Origin of the sequence: Bacillus sp. LBG-1-113 (genome assembly GCF_020708615.1) — a bacterium.
GTDB lineage: Bacteria > Bacillota > Bacilli > Bacillales > Bacillaceae > Bacillus > Bacillus mojavensis.
Genome location: NZ_JAJFDG010000006.1, coordinates 189371 through 205914, shown reverse-complemented (window position 1 = coordinate 205914; position 16544 = coordinate 189371). Strand labels below are relative to the sequence as shown.

20 protein-coding genes are annotated in these 16544 nt (G+C 41.5%); all 20 read left to right on the top strand.

Annotated features, from left to right (window positions below; translation table 11 throughout):
• Positions 1–51: 51 nt before the first annotated feature.
• The gene (comFA, locus tag LJF29_RS15615) at positions 52–1446 is read left to right on the top strand and encodes an ATP-dependent helicase ComFA (protein ID WP_229149471.1); all 1395 of its coding nucleotides are present in this window, start codon (positions 52–54) and stop codon (positions 1444–1446) included.
• A 56-nt stretch (positions 1447–1502) separates the two neighbouring features.
• On the top strand, positions 1503–1799 hold the full coding sequence (locus LJF29_RS15610; RefSeq protein WP_229149470.1) for a late competence development ComFB family protein: 297 nt from the start codon (positions 1503–1505) through the stop codon (positions 1797–1799).
• Positions 1763–2485, top strand: coding sequence for a phosphoribosyltransferase family protein (locus LJF29_RS15605; protein ID WP_229149469.1), 723 nt, complete (start codon positions 1763–1765; stop codon positions 2483–2485). Before LJF29_RS15610 ends, LJF29_RS15605 begins: the two co-directional genes overlap by 37 nt.
• 73 nt (positions 2486–2558) lie before the next feature.
• On the top strand, positions 2559–2978 hold the full coding sequence (locus LJF29_RS15600; protein ID WP_198098075.1) for a TIGR03826 family flagellar region protein: 420 nt from the start codon (positions 2559–2561) through the stop codon (positions 2976–2978).
• Between the two features lie 80 nt (positions 2979–3058).
• Positions 3059–3325: a flagellar biosynthesis anti-sigma factor FlgM gene (gene flgM / locus LJF29_RS15595; RefSeq protein ID WP_229149467.1), complete on the top strand. Its 267-nt coding sequence runs from the start codon at positions 3059–3061 to the stop codon at positions 3323–3325.
• A 14-nt stretch (positions 3326–3339) separates the two neighbouring features.
• Positions 3340–3822: a flagellar protein FlgN gene (flgN, locus tag LJF29_RS15590; protein ID WP_229149460.1), complete on the top strand. Its 483-nt coding sequence runs from the start codon at positions 3340–3342 to the stop codon at positions 3820–3822.
• Between the two features lie 18 nt (positions 3823–3840).
• Positions 3841–5364 carry a flagellar hook-associated protein FlgK gene (flgK, locus tag LJF29_RS15585; protein ID WP_229149458.1) on the top strand — a complete coding sequence of 508 codons (1524 nt, stop codon included), beginning with the start codon at positions 3841–3843 and terminating at the stop codon, positions 5362–5364.
• Positions 5365–5373: 9 nt separating this feature from the next.
• Entirely contained in the window at positions 5374–6270 is an 897-nt protein-coding gene (gene flgL / locus LJF29_RS15580; protein ID WP_010332062.1) for a flagellar hook-associated protein FlgL, read from the top strand.
• Between the two features lie 46 nt (positions 6271–6316).
• Entirely contained in the window at positions 6317–6892 is a 576-nt protein-coding gene (locus tag LJF29_RS15575; protein ID WP_229149457.1) for a DUF6470 family protein, read from the top strand.
• 20 nt (positions 6893–6912) lie between these two features.
• On the top strand, positions 6913–7344 hold the full coding sequence (gene fliW, locus LJF29_RS15570; protein WP_106021957.1) for a flagellar assembly protein FliW: 432 nt from the start codon (positions 6913–6915) through the stop codon (positions 7342–7344).
• On the top strand, positions 7338–7562 hold the full coding sequence (gene csrA, locus LJF29_RS15565; RefSeq protein ID WP_106021958.1) for a carbon storage regulator CsrA: 225 nt from the start codon (positions 7338–7340) through the stop codon (positions 7560–7562). Before fliW ends, csrA begins: the two co-directional genes overlap by 7 nt.
• A 144-nt stretch (positions 7563–7706) precedes the next feature.
• The gene (hag, locus tag LJF29_RS15560; protein WP_010332058.1) at positions 7707–8561 is read left to right on the top strand and encodes a flagellin Hag; all 855 of its coding nucleotides are present in this window, start codon (positions 7707–7709) and stop codon (positions 8559–8561) included.
• Positions 8562–8790: 229 nt separating this feature from the next.
• On the top strand, positions 8791–9120 hold the full coding sequence (flaG, locus tag LJF29_RS15555; RefSeq protein WP_010332057.1) for a flagellar protein FlaG: 330 nt from the start codon (positions 8791–8793) through the stop codon (positions 9118–9120).
• A 17-nt stretch (positions 9121–9137) separates the two neighbouring features.
• Positions 9138–10634, top strand: a complete 1497-nt coding sequence (locus tag LJF29_RS15550) for a flagellar hook-associated protein 2 (RefSeq protein WP_229149456.1) — start codon at positions 9138–9140, stop codon at positions 10632–10634.
• A 21-nt stretch (positions 10635–10655) separates the two neighbouring features.
• Positions 10656–11057 carry a flagellar export chaperone FliS gene (gene fliS, locus LJF29_RS15545; protein WP_010332055.1) on the top strand — a complete coding sequence of 134 codons (402 nt, stop codon included), beginning with the start codon at positions 10656–10658 and terminating at the stop codon, positions 11055–11057.
• On the top strand, positions 11054–11395 hold the full coding sequence (locus LJF29_RS15540; protein WP_106021960.1) for a flagellar protein FliT: 342 nt from the start codon (positions 11054–11056) through the stop codon (positions 11393–11395). The genes fliS and LJF29_RS15540 overlap by 4 nt, the downstream gene beginning before the upstream one ends.
• Positions 11396–11404: 9 nt before the next feature.
• The gene (locus LJF29_RS15535; protein WP_010332053.1) at positions 11405–11782 is read left to right on the top strand and encodes a hypothetical protein; all 378 of its coding nucleotides are present in this window, start codon (positions 11405–11407) and stop codon (positions 11780–11782) included.
• 191 nt (positions 11783–11973) lie between these two features.
• Positions 11974–12543, top strand: a complete 570-nt coding sequence (gene hpf, locus LJF29_RS15530; RefSeq protein WP_010332052.1) for a ribosome hibernation-promoting factor, HPF/YfiA family — start codon at positions 11974–11976, stop codon at positions 12541–12543.
• Between the two features lie 168 nt (positions 12544–12711).
• Positions 12712–15237 (top strand): preprotein translocase subunit SecA, encoded by a 2526-nt coding sequence (gene secA / locus LJF29_RS15525; RefSeq protein ID WP_010332051.1) that lies wholly within the window; start codon positions 12712–12714, stop codon positions 15235–15237.
• A 68-nt stretch (positions 15238–15305) separates the two neighbouring features.
• Positions 15306–16407, top strand: a protein-coding gene (gene prfB / locus LJF29_RS15520; protein WP_099043490.1) for a peptide chain release factor 2 whose coding sequence is annotated in 2 segments (ribosomal slippage) — positions 15306–15377 and positions 15379–16407 — 1101 coding nt in all. Because the reading frame shifts where the segments join, the coding sequence is not laid out codon by codon here.
• The last annotated feature ends 137 nt before the right edge of the window (positions 16408–16544 follow it).

Here is a 16544-nt window from a genome sequence, read left to right as displayed (position 1 = left end):
TTAGACAGCATATTTTCATTCCGGCATAATGTCTTGCAAGGAGGCCGTACTATGCAGACTAAGACATCAGAATCGAACAGTCTATTCTCTAAAGAACTGCAGCAGCAGCTCCAGAGCCGTCATCTGCTTAGAACAGAAATCTCATTTTCTGACGAGATCATTGATTGGCATACCGAGCATGGTTATATATCTGCCGAGGAGTCATTATCAAAAAATAAACGGGGATATAGATGCAATAGATGCGGTCAAAATGATCAACAGTATTTTTCATCGTATCATTCATTTGGAAAAGATAAAGTTTACTGCCGCTCTTGTGTCATGATGGGCAGGGTGAGTGAGGATGTTTCTTTATATTCTTGGAGTAAGGAGGCGGAGGCAAACTGGAAGCCTATAAAACTGACTTGGGATGGAAAGCTTTCAAGCGGACAGCAAAAGGCCGCTGACATCTTAATTGAAGCAATTTCGAAGCAAGAAGAGCTCCTTATTTGGGCTGTTTGCGGCGCAGGTAAAACTGAATTATTATTCCCGGGTATAGAATTGGCATTAAATTTAAAACAGCGTGTTTGTATTGCGACCCCGCGCACCGATGTTGTATTAGAGCTTGCTCCGAGGCTGAAGGCTGCATTTCGAGGTGCTGATATTTCAGCTTTATACGGAGGAAGTGAGGACAAAGGGCGTTTATCTCCGCTTACAATTTCCACAACCCATCAGCTTTTGCGTTATAAAGACGCATTCGACGTCATGATCGTTGATGAAGTGGATGCTTTTCCATATTCCGCTGATCAAACCCTTCAATTCGCTGTTCAAAAAGCGAGAAAGAAAAACAGCACTCTTGTTTATCTAAGCGCCACACCTCCTAAAGAATTAAAAAGAAAAACGTATAAAGGTGAGTTGAAGTCCGTTCGTATACCGGCCAGATACCACCGGAAGCCGTTGCCTGAACCGCGCTTTCAATGGTGCGGAAACTGGAAAAAGAAATTAATCCGAAATAAAATCCCAGATGCGGTAAAAAGGTGGATAGAGCAGCATGTAAAAGAAGGAAGGCCCGTTTTTTTATTTGTTCCTTCCATTTCTATTCTGGAAAAGGCTGCTTCTTGTTTTAAAAATATGAATTATCGAACAGCGTCTGTACATGCGGAAGACAAGCTCAGAAAAGAAAAAGTGCAGCAATTTCGAGATGGTCAGTTTGATCTCTTAATCACAACAACAATATTAGAAAGGGGTGTCACAGTTCCTATGGTCCAAACAGGCATCTTAGGGGCAGAATCGCCCATCTTTACGGAAAGCGCGCTTGTGCAAATCGCGGGAAGGACAGGCCGGCATAAAGAACATGCAGACGGTGATGTCATTTATTTTCACTTCGGAAAAACAAAGAGTATGATAGAGGCAAGAAAACATATCAAAATAATGAATGAATTGGCTTTGAAAAATAAGTTGATAGACTAGTTAATATTTAAAAACATGATACAGTATACTCATATAACTAATGAGGAGCTGTAAAAATGCTTGTCAATTCAAAAGAGATTATGATGCAAGAACTTTTTGACCGATATATGGACCAGCTTCATATGACCTGCACTTGCCAAGTATGCAAAAATGATGTACTGGCACTTTCTTTAAACCAAGTAAGACCAGCTTACGTCACTGATGTAAAAAAGATTGCATATACGAAAGCTGAGCTGGTAGATAAACAAAAAAACACGGCGATGCTTGTGATATTGGCTGAAGCAGCTGCTGTGGTATCGGAGAATCCGAGTGATCAATGCGAAATGAGACAGGAGGAGGCTATAAAAAACTGATCTGTCTATTGTGCGATTCACAATTTTCTCAAGCTGTTTCATGGTGCTCACTATTTTTATTACAACCTGACGATAGGGTCTGCCAGTCCTGCAGAAATAAATTACAGATCATCAAAGGGGCCATCTGTCCGCTTTGCGGAAGACCTCAAACCGTTCATGAAGTGTGTGCGGATTGTGAGGCATGGAAATCAAGAATAGATGACGGCTTAAGGCTCAGCCAGAACCGTTCTGTTTACTTATATAATGACATGATGAAAGAAACGCTTGCCCGTATGAAATTTAGGGGAGATGCAGAGATAATAAGCGCTTTTAAAAATGACTTTTCCTCTGAATTCTCTGCTGTCTATCCAGATAAACGCCTTGTGCTCGTTCCCATTCCGTTAAGTGAAGAACGGAAAGCAGAACGCGGCTTTAACCAGTCACAAATGCTTGCTGAATGCTTAAACCGGCCCATCCTCAATCCTCTCATCCGCCTGAACAATGAAAAGCAGTCTAAGAAAAAGAAAACGGAACGCCTGCTTTCAGAGCATGTTTTTGAAACAAAAAACAGCTCGGTTGAGGGTATGGATATCGTTTTAATCGACGATCTTTATACCACAGGCGCCACTTTACACTATGCTGCCCGCTGTTTATTGGAGCAAGGCAAAGCTGGTTCAGTGTCATCTTTTACCTTAGTGAGAAGCTAAATGATTCAATTTTTGTGCCGATATAATGTCTAGAAATTACTGCAGGCATATTAATGAATAAGGAGTAAAAATAATGGGTGAACTGGCGAATTGTCCGAAATGCAATGCTCTATTTTTAAAAACAAAGCTGCAAACCGTGTGTCAGGCGTGTATTAAGGAAGAAGAAAAATCATTTGAGACTGTATATAAATTTTTAAGGAAACAGGAAAACAGGCAATCAACGCTTAGCCGTATAACTGAGGAAACTGGTGTGGAGGAAGAGCTGATTTTAAAATTCATCAGGCAAAAACGAATTCAAATCACTCATCTGCCGAATTTGGCATACCCTTGCGAAAGGTGCGGGACATCGATTAGGGAAGGTAAGTTCTGCAAGGCTTGCCAGTCCGATATAAAGGGACAAATAGATCATCTGAACCAAGAATCCGCATTGAAAACAGAGCGAGAAAATAGTAAAAAAGACACATACTATGCCTATAATACCAAAAACAGCTGATTCCCTAAACTAACTGAAACCGCAGTCGATAAAAGGGTTAAGATTGTTTAAAGACTGCAACGGAAAGCGAGAGGAATCCTATGAAAATCAATCAATTTGGAACACAATCCGTTAATCCATACCAAAAAAATTACGAAAAGCAAGCAGTGCAAAAAAATGCTGCACAGCCTAAAGATAAAATTGAAATTTCATCGCAGGCTAAAGAGCTGCAAAATGCATCCGACGCAGTCACTGGTTCACGCCAGGAAAAAATCGTGCAGCTAAAAGCGCAAATTGAAAACGGGTCATACAAAATAGACGCAAATCATATAGCAAAAAACATGATTAATTTTTATAAAAAGCAGTAAAAAAGGAGAAAGCCATGTCAGCAAAGCCAATTATTGAACAATTGAAGCGACTTTGCGTTCTGCATGAGCATTTGCTCACGCTGTCTGAGGAAAAAACGGAAGCGCTCAAAGCCGGCAAAACAAAAGAGCTTTCTAACATTTTGACAAAAGAACAAAAATACATTCAAGCAATCGAACAGACAGAAGATGACCGGATTAAAGCGGCTTCCGCTTTTCTTGGATACAGCGAAAATAACACTATTTCTGCTTGTATCGCCAAAACGTCAGGCAGTGAAAAGGAAGAGCTTGAACTTTTGTTCGAATCTCTTACTAAAGTTCTCGGGCGTCTAAAAGAAGTGAATAAGCTGAATAGGCAGCTGACAAGAGATGCGCTGCAATTCATCTCTATTTCGTACGATATGCTGGTTCCTAAGGATAATAACTTTAATTACAGCAAACAGATTAAAGCTGAGCTTCCAAAGAGCAGCCGGATGAAACTTTTTGATTCAAAAGCTTAGCAGAAAGGAATTCAGAATATGACATCTACCTTTATGGGTCTTGAAACTGCAAGGCGGGCGTTAAGCGCTCAGCAAGCAGCGTTAAGCACTACTGCAAATAATGTGGCAAATGCCAATACTGATGGTTATACAAGACAGCGAGTCTCATTAGAGGCAACGGACTATTTCCCTGCTGTATCAAAAAATGCAGAAAAAACTGCGGGACAAATGGGAACAGGCGTTCAAGGGAAGTCAGTTGAGAGAATAAGAGATATTTTTCTTGACTACCAATACCGTCTCCAAAACAGCAGTTCCGGATATTATGACACGAAGGCTAAAGCCCTGTCCCAAATGGAAGGGATTATGAATGAGACTGGTGGCAGCGGATTAAACAGTGTGCTAAATTCATTTTGGAATTCTCTGCAAGAACTATCCAATAATGCAAATGAGGACAGTGCGCGTTCTGTTGTCTCTCAAAAAGGACAGGCTGTTGCTGATACGTTTAATCATATTTCTGAGTCCCTTACAAAAGTTCAATCAAATTTAAAAGCAGAACTAGATACTAGTGTACTAGATGTTAATTCACTGCTATCTCAATTAAACAGTCTCAATAAGCAAATTGCACAGGTAGAACCAGTCGGTCTGCTTCCGAATGGTTTATACGATCAACGTGATTTGCTGATTGATAAATTATCTTCAATTGTTGATGTCAAAGTGAGCTACAACAAATCAGGCGGGAATGCGCTTGCTTCTTCGGAAGGAACTGTATCGATCGAAATCCTGGATAAAAATAAACAGTCGCTGGGAACTGTTCTGGACGGAAAAAATTATGAGGTTTCAGAGCTGAAAGCTAACTATGATAATGAAACGGGCTTAGTGACAAGTATTTCAATTGGAGACACTGCGGTTCAAGCTGAGTCGTTCAGCAGCAATGGATCACTGTTAGGATTTATACAGTCTTATGGATATGTCACGGCAGACGGCAAAGAAAAGGGCATATATCCGGAGATGCTTTCAGATCTTGATCATATGGCGCTCGAATTTGCAAAAGCTTTCAATGAAGTACACCGAAATGGTCTGACAGAGAGCGGTGAACAAGGCGGGGACTTTTTTGATTTTACCGGGGGTGAAACTGAGCCGGCAAAAGGCGCAGCAGGTAAGATTAAAGTTACTGACAGCATAAAAGATTCAAAAGGCGCGAATATCGCTTTCTCACTTACTGGAGCAGCAAACGATAATTCAAACGCAACGAATTTAGCAAATGTGTTAACTGGGGACATCACCATTAACGGAAAAGAAACGAGTGTGCTAGATTATTATGCTGGTCTCATTGGCGAGCTGGGGATCAAAGCTCAAGAGGCGAATCGGCTGGCATCTAATACAGAAACACAGCTGAGTGATGCAGACATAAACCGTCAGCAAATGAGCGCTGTTTCTTTAGATGAAGAAATGACCAATATGATTCAATTCCAACACGCATACAATGCTGCCGCAAGAATGGTAACGTTACAAGACGAAATACTCGACAAAGTGATCAATGGCATGGGTGTCGGAGGAAGGTAGGTAGATCAAATGAGAGTAACACAAGGGATGATTCAGCAAAACTCATTGAGATATATCGGTTCAAGCTACTCAAAGCTGGATAAACTTCAATCACAGATTTCTTCCGGAAAAAAAATCTCAAAAGCTTCCGATGATCCAGTAGTAGCTATGAAAAGTTTAAAGTACAATACGCAATTATCTCAAGTTCAGCAATACCAAAGTAATGCTTCTCAAGCCTTTACTTGGCTTGAAAACACAGAAACAAACATTACTGAAGGAATTGACATTATGTCAAAGGTCAGAGAGTTAGCTGTTCAAGCTCAGAATGACACAAATGGTGAAGCAGAATTGCAAGCAATTGGTGTAGAAGTAAAACAATTAAAAGAGCAGCTTTTAAATATTGCTAATACACAAGTGAACGGCAGATATATCTTCAATGGCACTAATTCAGATACACCCCCAGTTAAAGACAACGGCGACGGAACTTATACGATTTCTGATACCGCTGACGTTATTGTCAATATATCGGATAATATGTCATTAAAGGTGAACTCAGATCCGAAGGCAGCCTTTGGCGGTACTTCTGGAAGCGGACAAAATGTGTTTGAAATGCTTAATTCATTTGAAACAGCACTTAATTCAGGCTCTTTGGACGATGTGGACAGCGTTTTAGATGATATTGATCAATTTTCTGACGGTATGAGTGCAGAACGATCTGATATTGGAGCGAGATATAATCGTCTTGAACTGATTAATACAAGACTTTCAGCTCAAGAAGAAACAGCTACAAAAGTGTTGTCAGACAATGAAGATGTAGAACTGGAAGAAATAATAACTGAATTTATTGCGCAGCAAAGCGTGCACAGGGCTACTCTGGCTGTAAATGCGCAAATTGTTCAGCCTACATTGATCGACTTTTTAAAGTAAGCGGCTCTCAGGAGTTCGCTTTTTTTATAGTTTAGGAGGTAGAGTGATGCAAATTCCCAGATTGATTATGCATAGTGTTCAAGGGAAAATTGGTTTAACAACGACGCCTGCCAGCTTAAAAATGGAGCAGCCGCAAGCCGACTTGGAAATTGAACAGCCAAGCGCGGAAATGGAAATATCGGTGACCCCGGGAAAACTCACGATTGACCAGACGCAAGCATGGGAAGAATTAGACAGAAAGCATATATCCAAAAGAATCGAAGAAGCTGCCCAACAAGGGCATGAAGATGTAATGGAAGGTATAGCCCGTACCGCAGAAGAAGGAGACGAGCTTATGAGAATTGAAAATAAGGGGAACCCCATCGCTTCACAAGCAAAGAGGAACTCTGAGATGCACCAAATTCAATTAGGCGAACATTATGCTCCTTCTCTTTCAAGGGTGAAAATACAATATACTCCGTCACAGCTTAATGTTCAGATTACGCCGCGAAAGCCTGTTATTCAGGCTGAACCGCATAAGCCGATTGTTGAATATATGCCGGGAAACGTTAAGGTTGACATGCTCCAATACCCTGATTTAAATATAGATGTAGAATACCCGAAAAAATCACTAGAAAAGTAAAAAGAAAAGGATCGTGAACAATGATCATTCATACTAAGTACCATGGCCAAATGAACGTGAAAGAAGAACAAATCATTCTTTTTGAAAACGGGATTCCAGGTTTTGTTGAAGAAAAACAGTTCGTTATTCTTCCGCTTTCAGAAGACTCTCCATTCGTGGCGCTGCAGTCCGTCACTTCAGAGAATCTTGCGTTCATCGTTGTAAGTCCGTTTATCTTTTTTAAGAATTATGAATTTGACCTTGATGAATCAACTGCTGAACTTTTGGATATCGATAAAATTGAAGACGTAGAAGTCATGACATTATTGACCATGGAAGAGCCATTCGAAAAAACTACTGCTAATTTATTGGCTCCTATTATTGTGAATCGCAAGAACATGCTGGCTAAGCAAGTCGTTTTACACGACTCCCCATATACGACAAAGCATCCGATTGGAGGAGAATCATGCTAGTTTTATCGCGGAAATTAAACGAAGCGATTCAAATAGGTGCTGATATTGAAGTGAAAGTCATTGCGGTTGAGGGTGACCAAGTGAAGCTGGGAATTGACGCCCCAAAGCATATTGATATTCACAGGAAAGAAATATATTTGACCATTCAGGAAGAAAATAATCGAGCGGCAGCGTTATCCAGCGATGTGATCTCCGCATTATCCTCACGAAAAAAGTGAGGATTTTTTTATTTTGGTATTAACAAAATCAGAGACAATCCGATATTAATGATGTAGCCAGGAGGAGGCGCAAGAGACTCCGCCAGCTATAAAAAATGAGGCACAAGGACGTGCCTAAATACACATTCAGGGAGGAACAAAACAATGAGAATTAACCACAATATCGCAGCACTTAACACACTAAACCGTTTGTCTTCAAACAACGGTGCTAGCCAAAAGAACATGGAGAAGCTTTCTTCTGGTCTTCGTATCAACCGTGCAGGAGATGACGCAGCAGGTCTTGCGATCTCTGAAAAAATGAGAGGACAAATCAGAGGTCTTGAAATGGCTTCTAAAAACTCTCAAGACGGAATCTCTCTTATCCAAACAGCTGAGGGTGCATTGACTGAAACTCACTCTATCCTTCAACGTGTTCGTGAGCTTGCAGTACAAGCAAACAATACTGGTACTCAAGATGGTACAGACTTAGGTGCTATCCAAGAAGAGATCAAATCTCTACTTGAAGAAGTTGGTGGTATGACAGGTGGAAGTAAAGGTATCTCTGACAGAACTGAATTTAACGGTAAGAAGCTTCTTAATGGCGACTTTGCAACTAACAAATTAACATTCCAAATTGGTGCAAACGCAGGGCAACAGCTTTCAGTTAATATCGGAGATATGAGTGCAACTGGACTAGGAATTGACGGTATCGATGTTACTGCATTCGAAACTGATGCAACTGCATTTGATACACAACTTGGTTTAATTGATACTGCTATTAACAATGTTTCAACTCAACGTTCAAAACTTGGTGCGGTACAAAACCGTCTTGAGCATACAATCAACAACTTAGGCGCTTCTGGTGAAAACCTGACAGCTGCTGAGTCTCGTATCCGTGACGTTGACATGGCTAAAGAGATGAGCGAGTTCACAAAGAACAACATTCTTTCTCAAGCTTCTCAAGCGATGCTTGCTCAAGCGAACCAACAGCCTCAAAACGTACTTCAATTGTTACGTTAATTTTGAAAAAGACCTTGGCGTTTGCCGGGGTCTTTTTTTATATTCCTAACTCCATATCTTTCCCCTTACTGTCTATAACCCGTGATATAATAATCGGATTCTCCACTATCTTATAAATGTATTTCCAAACAAGAATTTTAAAACAGATGAGTTTTTTTCCATAAATATGTGTAATCTTATCTCGACTTAGTCGATATAAACGATAGATTGGGACATAGGGGATGATCAATTGAATATTGAAAGGCTCACTACGTTACAACCCGTTTGGGATCGTTATGATACTCAAATACATAACCAGAAAGATCATGAGAGTGAGGTTCCTGTTCATCAAGTTTCATATACCAATCTTGCTGAAATGGTAGGGGAGATGAACAACCTTTTGGAACCGTCGCAAGTTCACCTGAAGTTTGAGCTCCATGAGAAGTTAAATGAATACTATGTAAAAGTAATAGAGGACTCTACAAATGAAGTCATCCGCGAAATTCCGCCGAAACGGTGGCTTGATTTTTATGCGGCTATGACTGAATTTCTTGGGTTATTTGTAGATGAAAAAAAGTAGATTAGGAGTGGTTTGGAATGGTCACGAGAATAACAGGTTTGGCGTCAGGAATGGATATAGATGATATCGTATCAAAGCTGATGCAGACAGAAAGAGCGCCGCTTGATAAGCTGACACAAAAAAAGCAGACGCTTGAATGGCAGCGTGATAGCTATCGTGAAGTCAACTCAAAAATAAAAGAACTACAAGATTATATGTCTAAAAATACGTTGACATATCCGAGCACGTATCAGAGCAAAACTGTGACCAGCTCCAATGAGTCTGTGTTAACTGCTACAGGAAGCGCAAGTGCGCCAAACTCTTCTTCTACTGTTGAAGTAGCGAGTTTGGCAACTGCAGCAACGTATAAGGCAAATAATTATACGGGATACACACAAGGCGATTATAATTTGGCATTTAACGTTGTGGCGCCTGGCGAGACAACGGCAAAAACAGTGAACATCAGTGTGACGAGCGCCGATACGATTGATAATGTGATTTCTAAACTTAACAGCTCAGATCTAGGAGTATCAGCATTTAAAGATAAAATATGGAATGGTACAGAGTATGTAGAAACGATTGCGTTTTCTTCTAAAGCAACAGGTGCAGGAGGAAGCATACAGGCAGCAGACTCTGCTACATCCGACTTTATGTCCGGTCAGCTTGGTTTTTCGTTAGACGCTGATAATAAGCTCACTGCTTACAAAGAAGGAACAAATGCAAAGGTCACAATTAATGGCTTTGAAATGGAGAAGCTGACAAACAACTTTACGGTTAATGGCGTTACCTACTCGATCAAAAATACAACTGCAGCCACAGGCCCTGTTACCACATCTGTTTCTACTGACGTTGACGGGATTTATAACCAAATTAAAGAGTTTGTAGATAAATACAATGAATTGGTTGACAGCCTGAATGAAAAGCTCAAGGAAGAAAAATTCAGAGACTATACTCCGCTGACGAGTGAACAAAAAGAAGCAATGTCTGATAAAGAGGTAGAACTCTGGGAGAAGAAGGCAAAAAGCGGTTTGTTGAGAAATGATTCCAGCATCAGCACCGGCACGAACCAAATGCGGACTGACTTTTATACTCAAGTTAATGCAGATGGGAAAACCTATCAATTAACTGAATTTGGCATCACAACCTCAAGTGCTTATCAATTGCGGGGCCATTTAGAGATTAATGAAGACAAACTGAAAGCAAAAATACAAGAAGATCCGCAAAGTGTTGCCGCCTTATTTACAAACGGAACGAACAGCAGTGCCTATAGTGATAAAGGGATTATGAAACGTATCGGAGACACACTGAAAAGCACAGTGAAAAGCATTGAAGCAAAAGCCGGCAATTCAACAATGGGGGCAAGTGATTATTCAATTGGGAAGAATTTGCGTTCCATCAGTACTGAAATCAGCGATATGCAGGACCGATTGAACACAGTAGAAAACCGTTATTATAAAAAATTCAGTGCAATGGATTCAGCAATTCAAAAAATGAACGAACAAGCGTCCTATTTATCACAGCTTCTTGTACAATAAATGTAATTTGGAGGATGACACATGGCGATCCAAAATCCTTATGCAGCTTATCAGCAAAGTTCAGTGAATACCGCTACGCCCGGTGAACTGACGCTTATGCTGTATAATGGCTGTTTGAAATTTATAAAACTTGCATGCCAGGCCATTGAGAATAATGATATAGAACGTAAAAATGAAAATCTGATTAAAGCGCAAAATATCATTCAGGAATTAAATGGCACGCTTAACCGTAACATAGAGCTTTCCGGTTCAATGGGTGCGATGTACGATTATATTTACCGAAGACTGGTAGAGGCAAATATAAAAAGTGACAAGAGCATACTGGAAGAAGTTGAGGGGTATGTGACAGATTTTCGAGATGCATGGAAGCAGGCCATTCAAATCGAACGAAAGGACCGGCATGGGTCAGGCGGAATTGCATGAAACAAATAGATCAATTATCAATTGAAACGAAAAGTATGCTGTCACATATACAGAACACACCAGAGAGCGATGAACTTTTAAAGCAAATTGAGGACTTTGTGGCAAAACGGAATGAACTCATTGAGGACATCTCTTTGCCGCTCTCGGAAGAAGAAAAGAAGCAAATGAAACTTGTGCTGACATGGGATCAGCTTATTGTGAAGGAAATGGAAAGACTGAAGCAGTCAATCGCAGCAGAACTTCAGCAGGTGAAAAGAAAACGCGCGATGCATACGACGTATTTAAATCCTTATAACAACATCACAATTGACGGCAGATATTATGACAAGCGTAAATAGGTGAGTGCCTTGAAGAGCATTGAAGATTATACGCTTTTATCAGCTTATTATCATCTTCTTTTTACAATTGAGGAAGGGCTGTGCTATTTGATAGAGGCGGAACAGAATTTATCAAAAACAGAAGGGGATCGGATCTACCAAGATCTGATCCAAGCCTTTTTTTATTTGGATTCCACCCATTCAACTCTTCTTTTCGTGATGAACACGCGGTGCGCAGAAGTATGCGTTAAGGCTTTTGACGAGATTTTTGCAGAATTTGATCAATTGGTTTCTTTCTCATTCCCTTCTCATGAATTTTGCGAGTATTTAAAAGGACATTTTCTGAATCATTATAGGAAATGGATGCTGTCCATTCATCGATGTATGGAGCCCTTTGTGATCAATTGACTTTGTGTAAGGCATTTTTTCTTATTACCAGCATATACATATACCTCCCGTCACCATAGGAGCATCAGCATAAATCGGCACAATTCGACAGAGTTCACTGAATTTTCACAAAAGGTTTACGTTTCAGCAGGAATTGTAAAGGGTAAAGGAGAAATAGATACATATCCTTAATAAAAGGGAGGCGTTCTTTGATGAACTATAACATCAGAGGAGAAAATATTGAGGTGACATCCGCGTTAAAGGATCATGTCGAGAAGAAGATCGGCAAGCTGGAGCGTTATTTTGAGCAAAGTGTAAATGCCGATGTGAACGTCAACTTGAAGTTTTACAATGACAAGGAGTCTAAGGTTGAGGTTACGATTCCAATGACAGATCTGGCGCTTCGGTCTGAAGTGCATAACGAGGATATGTACAATGCAATTGATCTCGCTACAAACAAGCTGGAACGTCAAATCCGTAAGCATAAAACAAAAGTAAACCGCAAATTCCGTGAGCAGGGTCTTCCGAAATCTGCATTGGCAAACGGCCTCGGCTCTGATACAGATATAGCGGTTCAGGACGAAATAGAAGAAGATGAAAGCTTAGAAATCGTCCGTCAGAAGCGCTTTAATTTAAAGCCGATGGATAATGAAGAAGCAATCCTACAAATGAATATGCTCGGCCATAATTTCTTTGTTTTCACAAATGCGGAAACAAACCTTACAAACGTCGTGTATCGCAGAAATGACGGGAAATATGGCCTGATTGAACCGACTGAATAATGAAGAGCAGCCTTCCGTGATTTTCGCGGAAGGTTTTTGTTTTTTCTTATTTGCAAATTCTTTGGAAATTAGAGAAGGTATGATATGATAATGAGAGGTATACATGGACTAGTAAATTATTTATACATGCTTGTTAAACACGCATGTGATGATAGAGGAGCGTTATAAATGCTTGGAATTTTAAATAAAATGTTTGATCCAACAAAACGTACGCTGAATAGATACGAAAAAATAGCTAACGATATTGATGCGATTCGGGGAGACTATGAAAATCTCTCTGATGATGCGCTAAAAAATAAAACAATTGAATTTAAAGAGCGTCTTGAAAAAGGGGCGACAACTGATGATCTTCTTGTTGAAGCATTCGCAGTTGTTCGGGAAGCTTCTCGCCGCGTAACCGGCATGTTCCCGTTTAAAGTCCAGCTTATGGGGGGCGTTGCTCTTCATGACGGAAATATCGCGGAAATGAAAACAGGGGAAGGTAAAACATTAACGTCTACTCTGCCTGTTTATTTAAATGCCTTATCTGGAAAAGGCGTGCACGTCGTGACAGTCAATGAATACTTGGCGAGCCGTGACGCAGAGCAAATGGGGAAAATTTTCGAGTTTCTCGGTTTAACTGTCGGACTGAATTTGAACTCTATGTCAAAAGATGAAAAACGGGAAGCTTATGCGGCTGACATCACTTATTCTACAAACAACGAGCTCGGCTTCGACTATTTGCGTGACAACATGGTTCTTTATAAAGAGCAAATGGTGCAGCGTCCGCTTCATTTTGCGGTAATTGATGAAGTCGATTCTATTTTGATTGATGAAGCGAGAACACCGCTTATCATTTCAGGACAAGCTGCAAAATCGACAAAACTGTACGTGCAGGCAAATGCTTTTGTACGCACGTTAAAAGCAGAGAAAGACTATACGTATGATGTGAAAACAAAGGGTGTACAGCTCACTGAAGAAGGAATGACAAAGGCTGAAAAAGCGTTCGGCATCGACAACCTGTTTGATGTGAAAAATGTGGCGCTCAACCACCATATCAACCAGTCCTTAAAAGCGCACGTTGCCATGCAGAAGGACGTTGATTACGTAGTAGAAGACGGTCAGGTTGTCATCGTTGACTCCTTTACGGGACGTTTAATGAAAGGCCGCCGTTACAGCGAAGGGCTTCACCAGGCGATCGAAGCGAAGGAAGGGCTTGAAATTCAAAATGAGAGCATGACCTTGGCGACGATTACGTTCCAAAACTACTTCCGGATGTATGAAAAGCTTGCCGGTATGACGGGTACTGCTAAAACAGAGGAAGAGGAATTCCGTAACATCTACAACATGCAGGTTGTGACGATTCCGACAAACCAGCCGGTTGTTCGTGATGACCGTCCTGATTTAATTTACCGTTCAATGGAAGGGAAGTTTAAAGCAGTCGCAGAAGATGTTGCCCAGCGTTATATGACAGGACAGCCTGTTCTTGTCGGTACAGTTGCGGTCGAAACGTCTGAATTGATTTCAAAGCTGCTCAAAAACAAAGGTATCCCGCATCAGGTATTAAACGCCAAAAACCATGAACGAGAAGCGCAAATCATTGAAGAGGCCGGCCAAAAAGGCGCTGTGACGATTGCGACAAACATGGCGGGCCGCGGAACAGACATTAAGCTTGGCGAAGGAGTAAAAGAGCTTGGCGGACTTGCTGTTGTCGGAACGGAACGCCATGAATCACGCCGGATTGATAATCAGCTGCGAGGACGTTCAGGACGTCAGGGAGATCCGGGGATCACGCAATTTTATCTTTCTATGGAAGATGAATTGATGCGCAGATTTGGTGCTGAGCGGACAATGGCAATGCTTGACCGCTTTGGTATGGATGACTCCACTCCGATTCAAAGCAAAATGGTATCCCGCGCGGTTGAATCATCCCAAAAACGCGTGGAAGGAAATAACTTCGATTCACGTAAACAGCTTCTCCAATATGATGATGTTCTCCGCCAGCAGCGTGAGGTTATCTATAAGCAGCGTTTCGAAGTCATCGACTCTGAAAACCTGCGTGAAATCGTAGAAAATATGATCAAGTCTTCTCTCGAGCGGGCAATTGCGGCCTACACGCCTAGAGAAGAGCTTCCTGAGGAATGGAAGCTTGACGGTCTTGTTGAGCTTGTTAACACGGCTTACCTTGACGAAGGCGCGCTTGAAAAGAGCGACATCTTCGGCAAAGAGCCGGATGAAATGCTTGAGCTCATTATGGATCGCATCAAGACCAAATATAATGACAAAGAAGAAAAATTCGGCGAAGAACAAATGCGAGAATTCGAGAAAGTGATCGTGCTTCGCGCCGTCGATTCAAAATGGATGGATCATATTGACGCAATGGATCAGCTACGCCAAGGGATTCACCTTCGTGCTTACGCGCAAACAAATCCGCTGCGTGAGTATCAAATGGAAGGCTTTGCGATGTTTGAGCATATGATTGAATCCATCGAAGACGAGGTTGCCAAATTTGTGATGAAGGCTGAGATTGAAAATAATCTGGAGCGTGAAGAGGTTGTACAAGGCCAAACCACGGCTCATCAGCCGCAAGAAGGCGATGAAAACAAAAAAGCAAAGAAAGCGCCGGTTCGTAAAGTGGTTGATATCGGCCGAAATGCGCCATGCCACTGCGGAAGCGGAAAAAAATATAAAAATTGCTGCGGCCGGACTGAATAGTTCGTTCGGGCAAGCTTGCTGACCGCGGCGCCTTGAGCGCCCGCGGATCTTTTAATGAGGTGAATGGAATGGAATTATCAGAAATTAGAGTTGAGCTCGAAAATATGGCTTCTCGTTTAGCGGACTTTAGGGGGTCTCTTTGACCTCGAATCAAAGGAGACCCGCATTGCTGAACTAGATGAGCAAATGGCTGATCCGGAATTTTGGAATGATCAGCAAAAGGCCCAAACGGTCATCAATGAAGCAAATGGTTTAAAGGATTATGTCAATTCCTATAAAAAATTGAATGAATCCCATGAAGAACTGCAAATGACTCATGACCTTCTGAAAGAAGAGCCGGATCAAGATCTTCAGCTTGAGCTTGAAAAAGAGCTAAAGGCATTAACGAAGGAGTTCAATGAGTTTGAGCTTCAGCTTCTTCTCAGTGAGCCGTATGATAAAAACAACGCAATTTTGGAGCTGCATCCGGGTGCGGGCGGTACTGAGTCACAGGATTGGGGCTCTATGCTTCTCAGAATGTACACCAGATGGGCTGAGCGCCGCGGCTTTAAAGTGGAAACGCTCGATTACCTTCCTGGTGATGAAGCCGGTATTAAGTCAGTCACATTACTGATTAAAGGGCACAACGCTTATGGATATATCAAGGCGGAAAAAGGCGTGCATCGTCTCGTGCGGATTTCTCCGTTTGACTCATCAGGCCGCCGTCACACTTCATTTGTATCTTGTGAAGTTATGCCTGAATTCAACGATGAGATCGATATTGATATCCGTACGGAGGATATTAAAGTTGATACGTACCGTGCAAGCGGAGCAGGCGGACAGCACGTCAACACGACAGACTCAGCAGTTCGGATTACTCACTTGCCGACAAACGTGGTTGTGACATGCCAAACAGAACGTTCCCAAATTAAAAACCGTGAAAGAGCAATGAAAATGCTGAAGGCAAAGCTGTATCAGCGCAGGATTGAAGAACAGCAGGCAGAGCTGGATGAAATTCGCGGTGAGCAAAAAGAGATCGGCTGGGGCAGCCAAATCCGCTCTTACGTTTTCCATCCGTATTCCATGGTAAAAGACCATCGGACCAATACAGAAATGGGTAACGTTCAAGCCGTAATGGACGGAGATATTGACGTATTTATTGACGCATACCTGCGTTCTAAACTTTCATAAGCGGGAAACACACCTGGTGTCTGCAGGTGTGTTTTTTTATTGCCTGCATATCCTTGCTTTCGCTGCTGCTTTAGCATATTACCACTGTATTTGGGTGTTATTTACATCTGATCGGGGAAGGATTAAAATGCTATCGG

What these genes read in the sequence shown, in the direction of transcription:
- comFA (WP_229149471.1), top strand. Translation starts at nt 52, where the DNA reads ATGCAGACTAAGACATCAGAATCGAACAGTCTATTCTCTAAAGAACTG.
- LJF29_RS15610 (WP_229149470.1), top strand. Translation starts at nt 1,503, where the DNA reads ATGCTTGTCAATTCAAAAGAGATTATGATGCAAGAACTTTTTGACCGA.
- LJF29_RS15605 (WP_229149469.1), top strand. Translation starts at nt 1,763, where the DNA reads ATGCGAAATGAGACAGGAGGAGGCTATAAAAAACTGATCTGTCTATTG.
- LJF29_RS15600 (WP_198098075.1), top strand. Translation starts at nt 2,559, where the DNA reads ATGGGTGAACTGGCGAATTGTCCGAAATGCAATGCTCTATTTTTAAAA.
- flgM (WP_229149467.1), top strand. Translation starts at nt 3,059, where the DNA reads ATGAAAATCAATCAATTTGGAACACAATCCGTTAATCCATACCAAAAA.
- flgN (WP_229149460.1), top strand. Translation starts at nt 3,340, where the DNA reads ATGTCAGCAAAGCCAATTATTGAACAATTGAAGCGACTTTGCGTTCTG.
- flgK (WP_229149458.1), top strand. Translation starts at nt 3,841, where the DNA reads ATGACATCTACCTTTATGGGTCTTGAAACTGCAAGGCGGGCGTTAAGC.
- flgL (WP_010332062.1), top strand. Translation starts at nt 5,374, where the DNA reads ATGAGAGTAACACAAGGGATGATTCAGCAAAACTCATTGAGATATATC.
- LJF29_RS15575 (WP_229149457.1), top strand. Translation starts at nt 6,317, where the DNA reads ATGCAAATTCCCAGATTGATTATGCATAGTGTTCAAGGGAAAATTGGT.
- fliW (WP_106021957.1), top strand. Translation starts at nt 6,913, where the DNA reads ATGATCATTCATACTAAGTACCATGGCCAAATGAACGTGAAAGAAGAA.
- csrA (WP_106021958.1), top strand. Translation starts at nt 7,338, where the DNA reads ATGCTAGTTTTATCGCGGAAATTAAACGAAGCGATTCAAATAGGTGCT.
- hag (WP_010332058.1), top strand. Translation starts at nt 7,707, where the DNA reads ATGAGAATTAACCACAATATCGCAGCACTTAACACACTAAACCGTTTG.
- LJF29_RS15550 (WP_229149456.1), top strand. Translation starts at nt 9,138, where the DNA reads ATGGTCACGAGAATAACAGGTTTGGCGTCAGGAATGGATATAGATGAT.
- fliS (WP_010332055.1), top strand. Translation starts at nt 10,656, where the DNA reads ATGGCGATCCAAAATCCTTATGCAGCTTATCAGCAAAGTTCAGTGAAT.
- LJF29_RS15540 (WP_106021960.1), top strand. Translation starts at nt 11,054, where the DNA reads ATGAAACAAATAGATCAATTATCAATTGAAACGAAAAGTATGCTGTCA.
- hpf (WP_010332052.1), top strand. Translation starts at nt 11,974, where the DNA reads ATGAACTATAACATCAGAGGAGAAAATATTGAGGTGACATCCGCGTTA.
- secA (WP_010332051.1), top strand. Translation starts at nt 12,712, where the DNA reads ATGCTTGGAATTTTAAATAAAATGTTTGATCCAACAAAACGTACGCTG.